This window comes from Escherichia sp. MOD1-EC6300 (genome assembly GCF_002965045.1).
Taxonomy (GTDB): Bacteria; Pseudomonadota; Gammaproteobacteria; order Enterobacterales; family Enterobacteriaceae; genus Escherichia; species Escherichia coli_F.
The window spans coordinates 46703-65783 of sequence record NZ_PTRH01000021.1; the positions used below are offsets into that span (position 1 = coordinate 46703).

15 protein-coding genes, 1 tRNA gene and 2 other RNA genes are annotated in these 19081 nt (G+C 51.6%); 13 read left to right on the forward strand and 5 right to left on the reverse strand.

Annotated elements, in window-relative coordinates; all coding sequences use genetic code 11:
• The first annotated feature begins 133 nt into the window (after positions 1-133).
• A complete protein-coding gene (locus BGE37_RS22315) occupies positions 134-844 on the forward strand; it encodes a DUF3053 domain-containing protein (protein ID WP_000190516.1) in 711 nt (236 codons plus the stop codon).
• Positions 845-893: 49 nt separating this feature from the next.
• On the opposite strand, the gene ghrB is transcribed toward BGE37_RS22315, so the two are convergent.
• Positions 894-1868: a glyoxylate/hydroxypyruvate reductase GhrB gene (gene ghrB / locus BGE37_RS22320; RefSeq protein ID WP_105272153.1), complete on the reverse strand. Its 975-nt coding sequence runs from the start codon at positions 1866-1868 to the stop codon at positions 894-896.
• A gap of 103 nt (positions 1869-1971) precedes the next feature.
• Positions 1972-2631 carry an OmpA family lipoprotein gene (locus BGE37_RS22325; RefSeq protein WP_000747625.1) on the reverse strand — a complete coding sequence of 220 codons (660 nt, stop codon included), beginning with the start codon at positions 2629-2631 and terminating at the stop codon, positions 1972-1974.
• A gap of 152 nt (positions 2632-2783) precedes the next feature.
• Between BGE37_RS22325 and bisC the strand changes: the two genes are divergently transcribed.
• Positions 2784-5117, forward strand: coding sequence for a biotin sulfoxide reductase (bisC, locus tag BGE37_RS22330; RefSeq protein ID WP_105288452.1), 2334 nt, complete (start codon positions 2784-2786; stop codon positions 5115-5117).
• Here bisC and BGE37_RS22335 read toward each other — a convergent pair.
• Together BGE37_RS22335 and tag are read right to left on the reverse strand one after the other, a co-directional pair.
• On the reverse strand, positions 5086-5526 hold the full coding sequence (locus BGE37_RS22335; protein WP_105288453.1) for an N-acetyltransferase: 441 nt from the start codon (positions 5524-5526) through the stop codon (positions 5086-5088). The two genes, bisC and BGE37_RS22335, sit on opposite strands and share 32 nt — an antisense overlap.
• Entirely contained in the window at positions 5523-6086 is a 564-nt protein-coding gene (gene tag / locus BGE37_RS22340) for a DNA-3-methyladenine glycosylase I (RefSeq protein ID WP_032185396.1), read from the reverse strand. Before tag ends, BGE37_RS22335 begins: the two co-directional genes overlap by 4 nt.
• Positions 6087-6243: 157 nt before the next feature.
• Between tag and BGE37_RS22345 the strand changes: the two genes are divergently transcribed.
• From BGE37_RS22345 to dppF, 11 genes are all read left to right on the forward strand, one after another.
• Positions 6244-6942: an autotransporter outer membrane beta-barrel domain-containing protein gene (locus tag BGE37_RS22345; protein ID WP_000584470.1), complete on the forward strand. Its 699-nt coding sequence runs from the start codon at positions 6244-6246 to the stop codon at positions 6940-6942.
• Positions 6943-7170: 228 nt separating this feature from the next.
• Positions 7171-8379 carry an L-lactate MFS transporter gene (locus BGE37_RS22355; protein WP_000189051.1) on the forward strand — a complete coding sequence of 403 codons (1209 nt, stop codon included), beginning with the start codon at positions 7171-7173 and terminating at the stop codon, positions 8377-8379.
• Between the two features lie 323 nt (positions 8380-8702).
• A complete protein-coding gene (gene eptB / locus BGE37_RS22360) occupies positions 8703-10394 on the forward strand; it encodes a kdo(2)-lipid A phosphoethanolamine 7''-transferase (protein WP_001269242.1) in 1692 nt (563 codons plus the stop codon).
• A 91-nt stretch (positions 10395-10485) separates the two neighbouring features.
• Positions 10486-10562: transfer RNA gene (locus BGE37_RS22365), tRNA-Pro, on the forward strand.
• A 34-nt stretch (positions 10563-10596) separates the two neighbouring features.
• Positions 10597-10730: non-coding RNA, RtT sRNA (locus tag BGE37_RS22370), on the forward strand.
• Between the two features lie 33 nt (positions 10731-10763).
• Positions 10764-10898: non-coding RNA, RtT sRNA (locus tag BGE37_RS22375), on the forward strand.
• 663 nt (positions 10899-11561) lie between these two features.
• Positions 11562-13169 carry a dipeptide ABC transporter substrate-binding protein DppA gene (gene dppA, locus BGE37_RS22380; RefSeq protein ID WP_001222892.1) on the forward strand — a complete coding sequence of 536 codons (1608 nt, stop codon included), beginning with the start codon at positions 11562-11564 and terminating at the stop codon, positions 13167-13169.
• Positions 13170-13476: 307 nt separating this feature from the next.
• Complete coding sequence (gene dppB / locus BGE37_RS22385; protein WP_000938853.1) at positions 13477-14496, forward strand: dipeptide ABC transporter permease DppB; 1020 nt, start codon at positions 13477-13479, stop codon at positions 14494-14496.
• 9 nt (positions 14497-14505) lie between these two features.
• Complete coding sequence (gene dppC / locus BGE37_RS22390) at positions 14506-15408, forward strand: dipeptide ABC transporter permease DppC (RefSeq protein WP_000084677.1); 903 nt, start codon at positions 14506-14508, stop codon at positions 15406-15408.
• Between the two features lie 10 nt (positions 15409-15418).
• Complete coding sequence (dppD, locus tag BGE37_RS22395) at positions 15419-16402, forward strand: dipeptide ABC transporter ATP-binding protein (protein WP_105288454.1); 984 nt, start codon at positions 15419-15421, stop codon at positions 16400-16402.
• Positions 16399-17403: a dipeptide ABC transporter ATP-binding subunit DppF gene (gene dppF / locus BGE37_RS22400; protein WP_105278558.1), complete on the forward strand. Its 1005-nt coding sequence runs from the start codon at positions 16399-16401 to the stop codon at positions 17401-17403. Before dppD ends, dppF begins: the two co-directional genes overlap by 4 nt.
• Before the next feature lie 29 nt (positions 17404-17432).
• On the opposite strand, the gene BGE37_RS22405 is transcribed toward dppF, so the two are convergent.
• Positions 17433-18704, reverse strand: coding sequence for an aromatic amino acid transport family protein (locus tag BGE37_RS22405; RefSeq protein ID WP_105288455.1), 1272 nt, complete (start codon positions 18702-18704; stop codon positions 17433-17435).
• Between the last annotated feature and the right edge of the window lie 377 nt (positions 18705-19081).

Sequence of the window (19081 nt, forward strand, 5' to 3'; positions counted from 1 at the left end):
TTTCGTTTTCTCCATGATTTTACCAGGAAGATTACGTAGAAAGGGTATCCTGCAAGCCTGTCCTGGACTATCCTTGTCACGTCAGACACGCGTGTGTCGTTGTGCGCTTTTTTTGGGTGAAAGGAGTAAGAAAATGGCGACAGGAAAGTCCTGCTCTCGCTGGTTTGCGCCTCTTGCGGCGTTATTAATGGTAGTTAGCCTGAGTGGGTGTTTTGATAAAGAAGGCGATCAGCGTAAAGCGTTTATCGACTTCCTGCAGAATACAGTGATGCGTAGCGGTGAACGTCTACCAACCCTGACTGCCGATCAGAAAAAACAGTTTGGTCCTTTTGTCTCTGATTACGCGATTCTGTATGGTTATTCTCAGCAGGTGAATCAGGCGATGGATTCCGGTCTGCGCCCGGTTGTAGACAGCGTTAACGCAATTCGCGTACCGCAGGATTACGTTACGCAAAGCGGCCCATTGCGTGAAATGAACGGTTCTCTGGGTGTGCTGGCGCAACAGCTGCAAAATGCGAAGTTGCAGGCCGATGCTGCGCACTCTGCGCTAAAACAGAGCGATGACCTGAAACCGGTCTTTGATCAGGCATTCACCAAAGTGGTAACGACGCCAGCTGATGCTTTGCAACCGTTGATTCCGGCGGCACAAACTTTCACGCAACAACTGGTGATGGTTGGAGACTACATTGCTCAGCAAGGTACTCAGGTGAGCTTTGTCGCAAATGGCATCCAGTTCCCGACTTCGCAGCAGGCAAGTGAATATAACAAACTGATTGCGCCATTACCGGCACAGCATCAGGCGTTTAATCAGGCCTGGACTACAGCAGTTACTGCAACCCAATAAAGAGTAAAAGCCCGGGCGATTATCGGGCTTTACTCCACGCAGTCGCGGCTTAGTCCGCGACGTGCGGATTTACACAGTTCTTCTCAACCTTTCCTTGTAACGCATCAATCAAGTTATCCACGGCGCAGGCGGCCATGCCATAACGCGTCTCATGGGTGGCAGAACCAATATGCGGTACGGCGACGACGTTGGCCATTGAGAGCAACGGCGAATCTACGGACAGTGGCTCTTGTTCGAAGACATCCAGCCCGGCGGCGTGAATTTCCCCTTTCTGCAATGCAGCAATCAGTGCATTTTCATCAACCACCGGGCCACGTCCGGCATTAATGAAAATGGCGGAGGATTTCATTTTGGCGAATTGTTCTGCGCCAAACAGATGATGCGTCTCATCCGTTAACGGCAGGATCAGGCAAACGAAATCTGACTCTTGTAACAGAGTATCCAAATCGCAGTAGCGGGCGTTGAAGCGTTCTTCTGCTTCTTTATGGTGGCGACGCGCGTTATAGAGGATGGGCATGTTGAAGCCAAGGTGCGCACGTTGTGCCAGCGCCATGCCGATCCGTCCCATCCCGACAATGCCCAGTGTTTTATGGTGAACGTCAGTGCCGTACCAGTCCGGGCCTATGCTCGCGGTCCATTCGCCTGCTTTTACCCGTTCTGCTACCTCCACAACCCGACGAGCGGTAGACAACACCAGCGCCATCAGCGTATCGGCGACGGTTTCTGTTAATACGGTTGGTGTGTGCATCAGCAGAATTTTTCGGGCGGTAAGCGCATCGACATCAAAATTGTCATAGCCGACGGAGATCGTTGATGTGGCACGCAGTTTCGGCATTTTTTCCAGCAATGCGGCATCAACATTCTCGTTTGAACCCAGTAAACCTTCAGCTTCGGCAAAAATTGCTGCATTTTGTTCGATGGTTTGTGGGCTGAGGTTTGCCACCTGATGAACGGTGAAATGCTCTTGCAGGCGTTGCAGTAAATCATCAGGTAAGGCTTTGTAGAGGATAACGGACGGCTTCATTCTTCTCTCCATTCACTGATAAGGCGATCACCTTAGCCTGAAATATGATGAAGGAAAACTGAAGAATGCCAGGTGATTTTTGCATCACCTGGCATGAAAGGGATTACAGCGGGCTTAAGGTAATTTCTACACGGCGGTTTTGCGCCTTACCTTCTGCGGTGCTGTTGCTGGCGATTGGGTTAGCCGGGCCAAGGCCCTGAGTACGGATGCGGCTGGCGTCCACGCCCTGGGTGATCAACGCGCTGGCAACGGAATCCGCACGCTGCTGGGAGAGACGCATGTTCAGGTCGTGACCACCCGTGCTGTCGGTATAACCAATCACGTTAACCGCCGTTTTCGGATACTCTTTCAGCACCATTGCCACGCCGGTTAGGGTGTTAGCGCCTGCCGGTTTCAGGGTCGCGCTGCTGCTGTCGAAGGTTACATTGTTCGGCATATTGAGGATAATGTTATCCCCGCTGCGGGTTACGCTAACACCAGTGCCGCGCATTTTGTCACGCAGCTTCGCTTCCTGCACATCCATGTAATAACCAACGCCGCCGCCCAGAGCTGCGCCTGCTGCTGCACCAATCAGCGCGCCTTTACCGCGATCTTTCTTCGAAGAAGAGAGCGCACCAATACCCGCGCCAACGAGAGAGCCCAGACCTGCACCGATAGCAGATTTACCTGCTTCGCGTTCACCTGTGTAAGGGTTAGTGGTGCAGCCAGATACCGCCAGAGCGCCACTCACTACGGCGGCAATAAGATAAACACGTTTCTTCATTGTTAATCCTTAATAACCTTTTTATTCTTTGCCACGGGTTCCGTGGCGGGAGATTATGCCGCGTGAACATGAAGATTATTCCTGGGAATACTCGGAAATTTGTAAGTAATATTTAACTGCTCAATACATCTAACCTTTCAGGAGCCTTCGGTTTGGCCAACTCATCCTCACGATATTCCGTTCTGACTGCCGCCCACTGGGGGCCCATGCTGGTTGAAACCGACGGCGAAACCGTGCTTAGCTCGCGTGGCGCGTTAGCCACAGGAATGGAAAACTCCTTGCAGAGCGCGGTTCGCGACCAGGTTCACAGTAATACGCGGGTACGATTTCCAATGGTGCGCAAAGGCTTTCTTGCGTCACCGGAAAACCCGCAAGGCATTCGTGGGCAGGATGAATTTGTTCGCGTGAGTTGGGATGAGGCGCTGGATCTCATCCATCATCAACATAAACGCATTCGTGAGGCTTATGGTCCGGCGTCGATTTTTGCGGGTTCCTACGGCTGGCGTTCAAACGGCGTACTGCATAAGGCCTCGACATTATTGCAACGTTATATGGCACTGGCAGGCGGTTATACCGGGCATCTGGGGGATTATTCGACCGGCGCGGCACAGGCGATCATGCCGTATGTCGTGGGGGGCAGCGAAGTTTATCAACAGCAGACCAGTTGGCCGCTGGTGCTGGAACATAGCGATGTCGTGGTGTTGTGGAGCGCTAACCCACTCAATACGCTGAAAATTGCGTGGAATGCATCCGATGAGCAGGGGCTTTCTTACTTTTCCGCACTGCGTGACAGCGGGAAAAAGCTGATCTGCATTGATCCAATGCGATCGGAAACCGTCGATTTCTTTGGCGATAAAATGGAGTGGGTGGCACCGCACATGGGCACCGATGTTGCGCTGATGCTGGGGATCGCCCATACGCTGGTGGAAAATGGCTGGCACGACGAAGCGTTTCTGGCGCGTTGCACCACAGGTTATGACGTCTTCGCCTCTTATTTGCTGGGCGAGAGTGACGGAATAGCGAAAAATGCCGAATGGGCGGCAGAGATTTGTGGGATTAACGCAGAGAAAATCCGCGAACTGGCGGCTATTTTTCATCAAAATACCACCATGCTGATGGCTGGCTGGGGAATGCAGCGCCAGCAGTTTGGTGAGCAAAAACACTGGATGATCGTCACCCTGGCAGCAATGTTAGGGCAAATCGGCACGCCTGGCGGGGGCTTTGGTCTTTCTTACCATTTTGCCAATGGTGGTAACCCTACGCGCCGCGCTGCGGTGCTTTCATCTATGCAGGGCAGCTTGCCAGGTGGCACCGATGCGGTAGATAAAATCCCCGTAGCCCGTATTGTTGAAGCTCTGGAAAACCCTGGCGGTGCATACCAACACAATGGCATGAACCGTCACTTCCCGGATATTCGTTTTATCTGGTGGGCGGGCGGCGCCAACTTTACTCATCATCAGGATACCAATCGCCTGATTCGTGCCTGGCAAAAACCGGAGCTGGTGGTGATCTCCGAATGCTTCTGGACGGCAGCGGCGAAACACGCCGATATCGTCCTCCCTGCAACCACCTCGTTTGAGCGTAATGACCTCACCATGACCGGCGATTACAGTAATCAGCATCTGGTGCCGATGAAGCAAGTGGTGCCTCCACGTTATGAAGCGCGTAATGATTTTGATGTCTTTGCCGAGTTGAGTGAACGTTGGGAGAAGGGCGGCTATGCGCGGTTTACGGAAGGAAAAAGTGAGCTGCAATGGCTGGAAACGTTTTATAACGTTGCACGGCAGCGCGGGGCAAGCCAGCAGGTTGAATTGCCGCCATTTGCTGAGTTCTGGGAAGCCAACCAGTTAATTGAGATGCCGGAAAACCCGGACAGCGAGCGGTTTATTCGCTTCGCCGATTTTCGCCGCGATCCGCAGGCGCATCCATTAAAAACCGCCAGCGGCAAGATTGAAATCTTCTCGCAGCGTATTGCCGATTACGCTTATCCGGATTGCCCTGGGCATCCAATGTGGCTGGAGCCGGACGAATGGCAGGGCAATGCCGAACCGGAACAGTTGCAGGTACTTTCTGCTCATCCGGCACATCGTCTGCACAGCCAGCTGAATTACAGTTCTCTGCGCGAATTGTACGCGGTGGCAAATCGTGAGCCTGTCACCATTCATCCTGACGATGCCCAGGCGCGCGGCATACAAGATGGCGATATTGTTCGGTTGTGGAACGCACGCGGGCAAATTCTTGCCGGAGCGGTCATTAGCGAGGGAATTAAACCTGGCGTGATTTGCATTCATGAAGGGGCATGGCCGGATCTGGATTTAACCGCTGACGGTATTTGTAAAAACGGCGCGGTGAACGTTCTGACCAAAGATCTCCCCAGCTCGCGGCTGGGGAATGGCTGTGCGGGTAATACGGCGCTGGCATGGCTGGAAAAATACAACGGTCCGGAACTGACACTTACAGCGTTTGAACCACCGGCCAGCTCATAATCCAGGTGGGTAGTTGGGTTTCATCCTGCCATGCGCAGTCGACAATGTGAAAACCCTGCGCATGGTAAAAATCTATCGCCGGTTGATTTTTTTGATAAACCTCCAGCATCAGATGGGGATGGCGCTGCTGCACATACTGCATTAGCGCCTTACCAATACCGCGTCTGACGGCCTTCGGTGCGACAAACATTGCAGCCAGAAATCGGCCTTCCATAATGCTGACAAAACCGAGAAGCTTACCGTCTTCTTCCCAGACCCAGTTTTGCGCGTTGGCAAGATAGGCATCCCGCACCAGCGGAATGCAATCACGCCAGTAACTTGCTTTTATAAAGGGATGCCCCCAGGTTGTACTTTCCAGCCACAATTCGAGGATCGCGGGGAGTTCTGAACGTTGCGCTTCCCGAATCATTCTTTATTTCCCGGATAGCAACAGCAGCCAACCACATGATCATTCACCAGCCCACATGCCTGCATAAAGGAGTAACAGATTGTGGTACCAACAAACTTAAAACCACGCTTTTTCAGGGCTTTAGATAGAGCGTCGGAGGCGGGCGTAGATGTAGGGATTTCGCTCAACGTTGTGGCTTGTGTCACCTGTGGTTGATGATTGACAAACGACCAGACAAAGTCGGCAAACGGTTCGCCGTTCTGTTCCATTTGCAGGTACGCCCGCGCATTACCAATAATTGCCTGAATTTTCCCGCGATGGCGGATAATCCCGGCGTCCTGTACCAGTCTTTCGACATCCTCTTCCTGCATTGCAGCCACCTTCACCGGATCGAACTGATGAAAGCTGGCGCGATAGTTTTCGCGTTTTTTGAGGACGGTGATCCACGATAACCCTGCTTGTTGCCCTTCAAGGCAGATCATTTCGAACAGTTTTTTACTGTCAGTTTCAGGCACGCCCCACTCATTATCATGGTAGGCAATATAAAGCGGGTCCTGACTCACCCAGCCGCAACGTTCCATACTTTCCCTCGCTATGTACCCGATCGTAAAAATTTCAGCCGCTTTTCTTGACGCATCGGTGAAAAAGTCAATATTTAATACAGGGCTACTATGCCCGATATCCTTCATACAATGACAATAATATTGCCGAATTCGGCTCTTCCCTGGAGTCGTGTTAATGATCATAAAAAAAAGCGGTGGTCGCTGGCAGTTAAGCCTGCTGGCGAGCGTGGTAATCAGTGCCTTTTTTCTCAACACAGCTTACGCCTGGCAACAAGAATATATCGTTGATACGCAACCCGGACATTCCACAGAGCGCTACACCTGGGATAGCGATCATCAACCTGATTACAACGATATTCTGTCGCAACGTATTCAAAGTAGCCAAAGGGCGCTGGGACTGGAAGTCAATCTGGCGGAAGAAACCCCTGTGGATGTGACCAGCAGTATGAGTATGGGCTGGAATTTTCCTTTATATGAACAGGTTACAACCGGTCCGGTCGCGGCATTACATTACGATGGTACAACCACCTCGATGTATAACGAGTTTGGCGACAGTACTACTACACTGACTGATCCGTTATGGCATGCCAGTGTGAGTACCTTAGGCTGGCGTGTTGACTCCCGGCTTGGCGATCTCCGACCCTGGGCGCAAATCAGCTATAACCAGCAATTTGGCGAGAATATCTGGAAGGCGCAATCAGGCTTAAGCCGGATGACGGCGACAAACCAGAACGGCAACTGGCTGGATGTCACGGTAGGTGCTGATATGTTGCTCAATCAAAATATTGCCGCCTACGCTGCGTTATCTCAGGCAGAAAATACCACGAACAATAATGACTATCTGTATACGATGGGGGTTAGCGCCAGATTTTAACGTTATAGATACAATTGAAACCCATAAATAACAACTAATGTGGCGATAGTGGGGACTAACTTACTAAATAATAAATTTGGTGAATAATTGTCGAGTCATTCATTCCTGAACTAATGCATTTCATTCCGTTCTGATGGCATTTCATGCCGTTTTTCCCCAGGCATAAAGTGCACTTCGTTATGGTTGTCAGCAGAGATTTTTCCTTTTTATTACTGCAGGAATACTGCCATGACACCTTCAAATTATCAGCGTACTCGCTGGCTGACACTCATCGGTACTATCATTACCCAGTTTGCCCTGGGGTCGGTTTATACCTGGAGTCTGTTTAACGGCGCGCTTTCTGCCAAGCTGGGGGCTCCGGTAAGCCAGGTTGCTTTCTCTTTCGGCTTGTTAAGTCTGGGGCTGGCAATTTCGTCTTCTGTTGCGGGCAAATTGCAAGAACGTTTTGGTGTTAAACGCGTCACTATGGCTTCCGGCATTTTGCTGGGATTAGGTTTCTTCCTGACAGCACATTCCAACAACCTGATGATGCTGTGGTTAAGCGCCGGTGTGTTGGTTGGTCTGGCGGATGGTGCGGGCTACCTGCTGACGCTCTCAAACTGCGTGAAGTGGTTCCCGGAGCGTAAGGGACTCATCTCTGCGTTCGCTATTGGTTCTTATGGACTTGGTAGTCTGGGTTTCAAATTTATCGATACGCAACTGTTGGAAACGGTCGGTCTGGAAAAAACCTTTGTTATTTGGGGCGCGATTGTACTGGTGATGATTGTCTTTGGCGCAACATTAATGAAAGATGCGCCGAAGCAGGAAGTGAAAACCAGCAATGGCGTGGTGGAGAAGGATTACACGCTGGCAGAGTCGATGCGTAAACCGCAGTACTGGATGTTAGCAGTTATGTTCCTGACCGCCTGCATGAGTGGCCTGTATGTGATTGGCGTGGCGAAAGATATCGCTCAAAGTCTGGCGCATCTTGATGCAATTTCCGCAGCCAATGCTGTGACGGTTATTTCCATCGCCAACCTTTCTGGTCGTCTGGTGCTGGGCATTCTGTCTGACAAAATCGCCCGTATCCGTGTTATCACCATTGGTCAGGTCATTTCGCTGGTGGGCATGGCGGCCCTGCTGTTTGCACCATTGAATGCAGTGACGTTCTTTGCAGCGATTGCCTGCGTGGCATTTAACTTCGGCGGCACTATCACGGTGTTCCCGTCACTGGTCAGTGAGTTCTTCGGCCTAAATAATCTGGCAAAAAACTACGGTGTGATTTACCTCGGTTTCGGTATCGGCAGCATTTGTGGTTCGATTATCGCTTCACTGTTTGGCGGATTCTATGTGACTTTCTACGTGATTTTCGCCCTGCTGATTCTGTCACTGGCGCTTTCTACGACGATTCGCCAGCCAGAGCAGAAAATGTTGCGTGAGGCGCATGGCTCCCTTTAATGACCTGCCGCGAGCTACTGGGCTTTAGCCTTAGTGTGAATCAAACGCTTCAACGCAATGTATAAACAATGACGCGTAAAATTTGGGCCAGTGAACTGGCCCTTTTTACTGCTTTTTGTAACGCTAAAGTCTCTTTTCAAACTTGCATTTTTGTAAATTTGTGCTTCATGCACACTCTTTCCCCACACTTTTTCCCTTTGCTGTGGTCTACTTATTCGCGCGTGTAGATTTTACTTATCTGACTACCTCCGCACTTTTCCCCTGCCGGGCCTGAAAAGCCACTAAGCAGGGTGTTATCACCTGTTTGTCCAGGGTTTGTTTGCATGAGATACATCAAATCGATTACACAGCAGAAGCTGAGCTTTTTGCTTGCAATCTATATTGGCCTTTTTATGAATGGCGCGGTTTTTTACCGCCGCTTCGGCAGCTATGCGCACGATTTTACCGTCTGGAAAGGCGTTTCTGCTGTTGTTGAACTGGTCGCTACCGTACTGGTGACCTTCTTTTTACTGCGTCTGCTTTCGCTGTTTGGCCGCCGCAGCTGGCGAATTCTGGCATCGCTGGTGGTGCTCTTTTCTGCAGGTGCCAGCTATTACATGACTTTCCTTAATGTGGTCATTGGTTATGGCATCATCGCATCCGTCATGACCACCGATATCGATCTGTCAAAAGAAGTTGTTGGTCTGAACTTTATTCTCTGGTTAATCGCCGTAAGCGCATTGCCTCTTATCCTTATCTGGAATAACCGCTGTCGCTACACCTTGCTCCGACAACTGCGAACCCCAGGGCAACGTATTCGGAGTCTGGCGGTCGTCGTACTGGCGGGTATTATGGTTTGGGCACCGATTCGTTTGCTGGATATCCAGCAGAAGAAAGTGGAGAGGGCGACAGGTGTTGATTTGCCGAGTTATGGCGGCGTTGTCGCGAACTCTTATTTGCCATCAAACTGGCTTTCGGCATTAGGTCTTTATGCCTGGGCGCGGGTCGATGAATCTTCCGATAACAATTCTCTCCTTAACCCTGCGAAGAAGTTTACGTACCAGGCTCCACAAAACGTTGATGATACATATGTCGTTTTCATTATTGGTGAAACCACGCGCTGGGATCATATGGGCATTTTCGGCTATGAACGCAATACCACACCGAAACTGGCTCAGGAGAAAAATCTGGCGGCGTTTCGTGGCTATTCTTGTGACACGGCGACCAAACTTTCTCTGCGTTGCATGTTTGTGCGTCAGGGTGGAGCAGAAGATAATCCGCAGCGCACATTAAAAGAACAGAACATTTTCGCGGTATTGAAGCAGTTAGGATTCAGTTCTGATCTCTACGCTATGCAAAGCGAAATGTGGTTCTACAGCAACACGATGGCGGACAATATTGCTTATCGTGAGCAGATTGGTGCGGAACCGCGTAACCGCGGCAAGCCGGTAGATGATATGTTGCTGGTAGACGAAATGCAGCAATCGCTGGGGCGCAACCCGGATGGTAAGCATCTGATCATTCTGCATACCAAGGGGTCGCACTTTAACTACACCCAGCGTTACCCGCGCAGCTTTGCGCAGTGGAAGCCAGAATGTATTGGTGTTGATAGCGGCTGTACCAAAGCGCAGATGATCAACTCCTACGACAACTCGGTGACCTATGTGGATCACTTTATTTCCAGCGTGATTGATCAGGTTCGCGATAAGAAAGCGATTGTGTTCTACGCAGCTGACCACGGTGAGTCAATTAACGAACGCGAGCACCTGCACGGCACACCGCGTGAACTGGCACCGCCGGAGCAGTTCCGCGTACCGATGATGGTCTGGATGTCGGATAAATATCTGGAAAATCCAGCCAACGCGCAGGCATTTGCGCAGTTGAAAAAAGAAGCTGATATGAAAGTGCCACGCCGTCACGTAGAGCTGTACGACACCATCATGGGTTGTCTTGGCTATACTTCACCGGACGGTGGTATTAACGAAAACAACAACTGGTGTCACATCCCGCAGGCGAAAGAGGTCGTGGCTAACTAAGAGGCCTGCTGACTTTCTCGCCGATCAAAAGGCATTTTGCTATTAAGGGATTGACGAGGGCGTATCTGCGCAGTAAGATGCGCCCCGCATTCGGTGATTGGCGCAGCCTGGTAGCGCACTTCGTTCGGGACGAAGGGGTCGGAGGTTCGAATCCTCTATCACCGACCAAATTCGAAAAGCCTGCTCAGCGAGCAGGCTTTTTTGCATTTGAAGCCCATGAGGATGAGAACCTCCGGGGGCGGGGAGGTTCGACTCGAGCGAAGCGAGAGAACGTTGCGCCAGCAACGGCCCGCAGGGCGAGCCACGAAGTGGCGAGTAATCCTCTATCACCGACCAATTTAGAAAAACCAGCCTACGGGCTGGTTTTTTGCTTTCTGCGGCCTGAAGAGGATGAGAACTTCCGGGGGCAGGGAGGTTCGACTCCAGCAAAGCGAGAGAACGCTGCGTCAGCAACGGCCCGCAGGGCGAGCCACGCAGTGGCGAGTAATCCTCTGGCACCGACCAAATCTGAACGTAGGCCTGATAAGACGCGTTAGCGCCGCATCAGGCAACGGCACCGCACTTATTGTCGGATGCGGCGTGAACGCCTTATCTGACCGACACACCACATATTTCCCTGCCAAATTTGCGCCCCACATCTCACTATCCATTAACGGATTTGTGACAGAATCCATTGTCTTTTTTTATATTTGCTTAAATCTTTTTTTGCGTTACTTATGGCTGGCGCTGGCATTTTCCGCTGTGCGTTTTAGCGTTCATGGTATTAATCGCTCAGATATCCATCTTTTCCTCAGATTTTTTTCATTAAATGCATAAAACTTAATCACCAAATGTTGCTAAATATTAAGCTGATTGTTCTGGTTATGTTGGCGTAGCACAAATTTCTCTGCTGCAAATAGCTGTTTGAAGTTTTTTTAATCTTTGTTTGCGGATTCTCACCGTTGGTGTAAATCCCGGTTGGCTGTATTGACGTTTTCACATTCTGTTGACAGATTGTAGGTCACGAGGGGCATTTTATGGAGGATCCGCACTGTTACACTGATGTTAATTAGTACGGCATCCCCACCTCATAACGTTGACCCGACCGGGTAAAAAACAAAAAAGGTCAGGCAGCGACAACCCACTGCAAAGGGTTAAAACAACAAACATCACAATTGGAGCAGAATAATGCGTATTTCCTTGAAAAAGTCAGGGATGCTGAAGCTTGGTCTCAGCCTGGTGGCTATGACCGTCGCAGCAAGTGTTCAGGCTAAAACTCTGGTTTATTGCTCAGAAGGATCTCCGGAAGGGTTTAACCCGCAGCTGTTTACCTCCGGCACCACCTATGACGCCTCTTCCGTACCGCTTTATAACCGCCTGGTTGAATTTAAAATCGGCACCACTGAAGTGATTCCGGGCCTCGCTGAAAAGTGGGAAGTCAGCGAAGACGGTAAAACCTATACCTTCCATCTGCGTAAAGGTGTGAAGTGGCATAACAACAAAGAATTCAAACCGACGCGCGAACTGAATGCCGATGACGTGGTGTTCTCGTTCGATCGTCAGAAAAACGCACAAAACCCGTACCATAAAGTTTCTGGCGGCAGCTACGAATACTTCGAAGGTATGGGCTTGCCGGAGCTGATCAGCGAAGTGAAAAAGGTGGACGACAACACCGTTCAGTTCGTGCTGACTCGCCCGGAAGCGCCGTTCCTTGCTGACCTGGCAATGGACTTCGCCTCTATTCTGTCAAAAGAATATGCTGACGCGATGATGAAAGCCGGTACGCCGGAAAAACTGGACCTTAACCCAATCGGCACCGGTCCGTTCCAGTTACAGCAATATCAAAAAGATTCCCGTATTCGCTACAAAGCGTTTGATGGCTACTGGGGCACCAAACCACAGATCGATACGCTGGTCTTCTCTATTACCCCTGACGCTTCCGTGCGTTACGCTAAATTGCAGAAAAATGAATGCCAGGTGATGCCGTACCCGAACCCGGCAGACATCGCCCGCATGAAGCAGGATAAATCCATCAACCTGATGGAAATGCCGGGGCTGAACGTCGGCTATCTCTCGTATAACGTGCAGAAAAAACCACTGGATGACGTGAAAGTTCGCCAGGCACTGACCTATGCGGTGAACAAAGACGCGATTATCAAAGCAGTGTATCAGGGCGCGGGCGTATCAGCGAAAAACCTGATCCCGCCAACCATGTGGGGCTATAACGATGATGTTCAGGACTACACCTACGATCCTGAAAAAGCGAAAGCCTTGCTGAAAGAAGCGGGTCTGGAAAAAGGCTTCTCCATCGACCTGTGGGCGATGCCGGTACAGCGTCCGTATAACCCGAACGCTCGTCGCATGGCAGAGATGATTCAGGCAGACTGGGCGAAAGTCGGCGTACAAGCGAAAATCGTTACCTACGAATGGGGTGAGTACCTCAAGCGTGCAAAAGATGGCGAGCACCAGACGGTAATGATGGGCTGGACTGGCGACAACGGGGATCCGGATAACTTCTTCGCTACCCTGTTCAGCTGCGCTGCCTCTGAACAAGGCTCCAACTACTCAAAATGGTGCTACAAACCGTTTGAAGATCTGATTCAACCGGCGCGTGCTACCGACGACCACAACAAGCGTGTTGAACTGTACAAACAAGCACAGGTCGTGATGCACGATCAGGCTCCGGCACTGATCATCGCTCACTCCACCGTGTTTGAACCGGTACGCAAAGAAGTTAAAGGCTATGTGGTTGATCCATTAGGCAAACATCACTTCGAAAACGTCTCTATCGAATAATTAAAAGCCATACAAGGTTGATGGCAAACGCAAAACTGCCGGATGCGCTCCGCTTATCAGGCCTACGAGAGTTCTGCAATGTATTGAGTTTGCACGATTTTGTAGGTCGGATAAGGCGTTCACGCCGCATCCGGCATGACCAAAGCGTACTTTGTCAACAATCTGCATACCCGGTGGTGCTGTGCCTTTAAGTGCAGCGCCATCCGGCAGCAATACTTAATTCCTTGTCCTATAAGGGCGGGAATTGATTTGTGAGCAATACAGACTCGCAGTTCCAGGCTGCGGGTCACTACAGAGAATCCGGGTTATGTTGCAGTTTATTCTCCGACGTTTGGGACTCGTCATCCCCACGTTTATCGGTATTACCCTTCTCACATTTGCCTTTGTCCACATGATCCCGGGCGATCCGGTGATGATCATGGCGGGTGAACGTGGGATCTCCCCAGAGCGTCACGCACAATTGCTGGCAGAACTCGGCTTGGATAAACCGATGTGGCAGCAGTATCTCCATTACATTTGGGGTGTAATGCACGGTGATTTAGGCATTTCGATGAAAAGCCGAATTCCGGTATGGGAAGAGTTCGTGCCGCGCTTCCAGGCCACGCTGGAACTTGGCGTCTGCGCGATGATTTTTGCGACCGCGGTCGGCATTCCGGTTGGTGTGCTGGCTGCGGTTAAACGCGGTTCTATTTTCGATCATACAGCCGTTGGCCTGGCGCTGACCGGCTACTCGATGCCGATCTTCTGGTGGGGCATGATGCTGATCATGCTGGTTTCGGTGCACTGGAACCTGACGCCTGTCTCCGGTCGCGTGAGCGACATGGTATTCCTCGATGATTCCAATCCGTTAACCGGTTTTATGCTGATCGACACCGCCATCTGGGGTGAAGACGGTAACTTTATCGATGCCGTCGCCCATATGATCCTGCCCGCCATTGTGTTGGGTACTATCCCGCTGGCGGTCATTGTACGTATGACGCGCTCCTCGATGCTGGAAGTGCTGGGCGAGGATTACATCCGCACCGCGCGTGCCAAAGGGCTAACCCGCCTTAGGGTGATTATCGTCCATGCGCTGCGTAATGCCATGCTGCCGGTGGTGACCGTTATCGGCCTGCAGGTGGGAACATTGCTGGCGGGGGCGATTCTGACCGAAACCATCTTCTCGTGGCCAGGTCTGGGGCGCTGGTTGATTGACGCGCTGCAACGCCGCGATTATCCGGTAGTGCAGGGAGGTGTATTACTGGTGGCGACGATGATTATCCTCGTCAACCTGCTGGTCGATCTGCTGTACGGCGTGGTGAACCCGCGTATTCGTCATAAGAAGTAAGGGGGCATCATGTCACAGGTTACTGAAAATAAAGTGATTAGCGCGCCGGTGCCGATGACCCCGTTACAGGAGTTCTGGCACTATTTTAAACGCAACAAAGGCGCGGTTGTCGGGCTGGTTTACGTCGTCATCGTGCTGTTTATCGCGATCTTTGCCAACTGGATTGCGCCCTATAACCCAGCGGAACAGTTCCGCGATGCACTGCTCGCCCCGCCAGCCTGGCAAGAAGGCGGCAGTATGGCGCACTTGCTGGGCACCGATGACGTAGGTCGTGATGTGCTGTCGCGGCTGATGTACGGCGCGCGCTTGTCGCTGCTGGTTGGCTGTCTGGTAGTGGTGTTATCGCTGATTATGGGCGTTATTCTCGGCCTGATCGCTGGTTACTTTGGCGGCCTGGTCGATAACATCATCATGCGCGTGGTCGATATCATGCTGGCGCTGCCAAGTCTACTGCTGGCGCTGGTGCTGGTGGCGATTTTCGGCCCGTCGATTGGTAACGCCGCGCTGGCGCTAACCTTCGTTGCCTTGCCGCACTATGTGCGCTTAACCCGCGCCGCCGTGCTGGTGGAGGTGAATCGCGATTACGTCACCGCGTCTCGCGTGGCAGGTGCTGGGGCGATGCGTCAGATGTTTATTAACATCTTCCCGAACTGCCTTGCGCCGCTGATTGTTCAGGCGTCGCTCGGTTTCTCTAACGCCATTCTCGATATGGCTGCTCTTGGTTTCCTCGGCATGGGAGCGCAGCCGCCAACACCGGAGTGGGGCACCATGCTCTCCGATGTGTTGCAGTTCGCGCAAAGCGCCTGGTGGGTCGTAACCTTCCCCGGTCTGGCGATCCTGCTGACGGTGCTGGCATTTAACCTGATGGGTGACGGTCTGCGTGACGCGCTCGATCCCAAACTGAAGCAGTAAGAGGTTCGAGATGGCGTTATTAAATGTAGATAAATTATCGGTGCATTTCGGCGACGAAAGCGCACCGTTCCGCGCCGTAGACCGTATCAGCTATAGCGTGAAACAAGGCGAAGTGGTCGGAATTGTGGGTGAATCTGGCTCCGGTAAGTCGGTCAGTTCACTGGCGATTATGGGGCTGATTGATTATCCGGGCCGCGTGATGGCAGAAAAGCTGGAGTTTAACGGCCAGGATTTGCAGCGTATCTCGGAAAAAGAGCGCCGCAACCTGGTGGGTGCCGAAGTGGCGATGATCTTTCAGGACCCGATGACCAGCCTCAACCCGTGTTACACCGTAGGTTTCCAGATTATGGAAGCAATTAAGGTACATCAGGGCGGTAATAAGAGCACTCGCCGTCAGCGGGCGATTGACCTGCTGAATCTGGTCGGTATTCCCGATCCGGCATCGCGTCTGGATGTTTACCCGCATCAGCTTTCCGGCGGCATGAGCCAGCGTGTGATGATCGCCATGGCGATTGCCTGTCGGCCAAAACTGCTGATTGCTGATGAGCCGACCACCGCGCTGGACGTGACCATTCAGGCGCAAATCATCGAACTGCTGCTGGAGCTGCAGCAGAAAGAGAACATGGCGCTGGTGTTGATTACCCATGACCTGGCGCTGGTGGCGGAAGCGGCGCATAAAATCATCGTCATGTATGCAGGCCAGGTGGTGGAAACGGGCGATGCCCACGCCATCTTCCATGCACCGCGTCATCCGTATACTCAGGCATTGCTGCGCGCGCTGCCGGAATTTGCCCAGGACAAAGAACGTCTGGCGTCATTGTCTGGCGTCGTTCCTGGCAAATACGACCGTCCGAATGGCTGCCTGCTTAACCCGCGTTGCCCCTATGCCACTGACAGATGCCGTGCTGAAGAACCGGCGCTGAATATGCTCGCTGACGGGCGTCAGTCCAAATGCCATTACCCACTTGATGATGCCGGGAGGCCCACACTATGAGTACGCAAGAGGCCACCCTGCAACAACCGCTGTTGCAGGCGATCGACCTGAAAAAACATTACCCAGTGAAGAAAGGGATGTTTGCGCCGGAACGTCTGGTGAAGGCGCTGGACGGCGTTTCGTTTAATCTTGAACGTGGCAAGACGCTGGCAGTAGTGGGTGAATCTGGCTGCGGTAAATCGACCCTCGGTCGGCTACTGACGATGATCGAAACACCTACCGGCGGCGAACTGTATTACCAGGGGCAGGATCTGCTCAAGCACGATCCGCAGGCGCAGAAGTTGCGTCGGCAGAAAATCCAGATCGTCTTCCAGAATCCCTATGGCTCGCTGAATCCGCGTAAAAAAGTCGGGCAAATTCTCGAAGAGCCGCTGCTGATCAACACCGGTTTAAGCAAAGAACAGCGTCGGGAAAAAGCGTTGTCGATGATGGCGAAAGTCGGCCTGAAAACCGAGCATTACGATCGCTATCCGCACATGTTCTCCGGCGGTCAGCGTCAGCGTATCGCCATCGCCCGTGGTCTGATGCTCGACCCGGATGTGGTGATTGCCGATGAACCGGTTTCCGCGCTGGACGTCTCGGTACGTGCGCAGGTGCTCAACCTGATGATGGATTTGCAGCAGGAACTGGGGCTGTCTTATGTCTTTATCTCGCACGACCTGTCGGTGGTGGAACACATTGCTGATGAAGTGATGGTGATGTACCTGGGCCGCTGCGTGGAGAAGGGGACGAAGGAGCAAATCTTCAATAATCCGCGACATCCGTACACACAGGCGCTGCTCTCCGCGACGCCGCGCCTGAACCCGGACGACCGCCGCGAGCGCATTAAGCTCACCGGTGAACTGCCAAGCCCGCTCAATCCACCGCCGGGCTGCGCCTTTAACGCCCGCTGTCGTCGGCGCTTCGGCCCCTGCACTCAGTTACAGCCGCAGCTAAAAGACTACGGTGGTCAACTGGTAGCTTGTTTTGCTGTTGATCAGGATGAAAATCCGCAGCGTTAACTCACAAAACCGGGGCCATGCGCTCCGGTTTACTCAATAAACTTCAATAGTGGTGACAAGCACAGCAAAATGCCGTACAGCAGAATCAGCCAGGCTTTAAACCCGCGAAGTTTTTCCAGTTGTGAGACTTTATAGATCAGGAAAAATGGAATGAGGCACGACACAATGCCATATAACGGGCTTCCCAACTGAAAGAACACCAGCACCGATACACGAAACGAAACCCAAATCGTCAACGTAATGACGATAAAAGCGCAGATCGCCAGAGTCAGCATGCGTGAGTTAATTTTCTTGGTATCAATAATTCGGCTTAACAGATTGAGAATAATGCCTTTAATGGCCTCGTGGAAACCGAGATAAATGCCAAAGAATGCGGTCAGTACGGCAAAGATATTCAGCACCGTAGAGGTGATATGAATGATATGCCCAGGGATCACCTGTGCGGCCAGTGCCAGTGCCGAGATATTTTGTTCAAAGGCAGAAACGGCTTCTTCGTGGCTAATTGAGAAGGTAAACGAAAAGGCAAAAAACAGGATCACCGCGATGAGCGTGATATAACTAATTCGGTGGGTACGCAGCGCGAGCCGGGTTGCCAGTACTTTATTTGCTTCCCGTTTGCGGTAGGCAATATTCATCGGGTTTAGCACCTGAATAAATACCGCAGAAAAGAAGCAAAAAGGAATAGTAAGCAGGACGTCGCGGAAGAAGACGGTGGCTTGCGGGAAGGCGGTTATATTGGCGAAATTCCAGTGCGGGATCATCGCAAAACCGAAGACGACAATAATCCCTACTTTGACCACCACCATTGGCCCGGAAATCTTAAACAGTAATCGTTCACCACCAGACGCAATTGCCACCAGTACGGCGAAAATGGCGACTTTATAAAGTAGAGATTGTGAAAGATCGGCATCGGTTAAACCGAAGGTTTTCAGGTACGAAGCGCTGTCGAAAACCACGGAGAGAGAGTAGATAAAAATTCCGTGGATAATCATCAAAAAGTAGATTACCCCGAGGAAAATTCCCCAGTTCTTCCCCAGGTAATGGCTGATAATATCGGTGTAGTCATTACAGGAATCGCTTTCAGAGAGGGTTTTTAAATAAATGTCCTGCACTACCCAAGTGGCAGGATAAGCAATGATCGCTGCGGTAATAAATACCCAAATTCCCTTCAAGCCAATTTGAACTGGCATCAGCACGGTTCCGGCACCAATCGCCATGCCTATGCATAATAAAACCCAGCCAAAGTCGTAGCGTGTAAACGGCAATTTCTGATCGTGTATCGGTAGTGTGTTGTGCTGCATAAAGTCCTGTCCAGAAAGAAGTCGGCCTCGCAAAAATGAATAAACCCAGTTTCTCTTGCGCAACAGGTGGAGAAGTCGAATACGCAGTATGTAAAAAATGAGGCAACAGATTCACTGGGGAGGTCGCGAGGAGGCGCAATTCTACAAAATTGCGCATTTCACTACCAGTCTGGAGTCAGCTCGGATATGAACTGCAACTATTGCAAATAAAGAAATTAAGCTGGAAGGCATCACGCAATGAGGAAGATTGCCGGGTGCTGACGGTAAAAAGCAATCGTAAAATCAGCGGCAAGCCGGAAAGGTTCCGGTGAGGCGCAATGTTGCGGGGGCTTAATCCCTGGTGGCATTGGTTGCTGGAGAGAGAAAACCCCCGCACG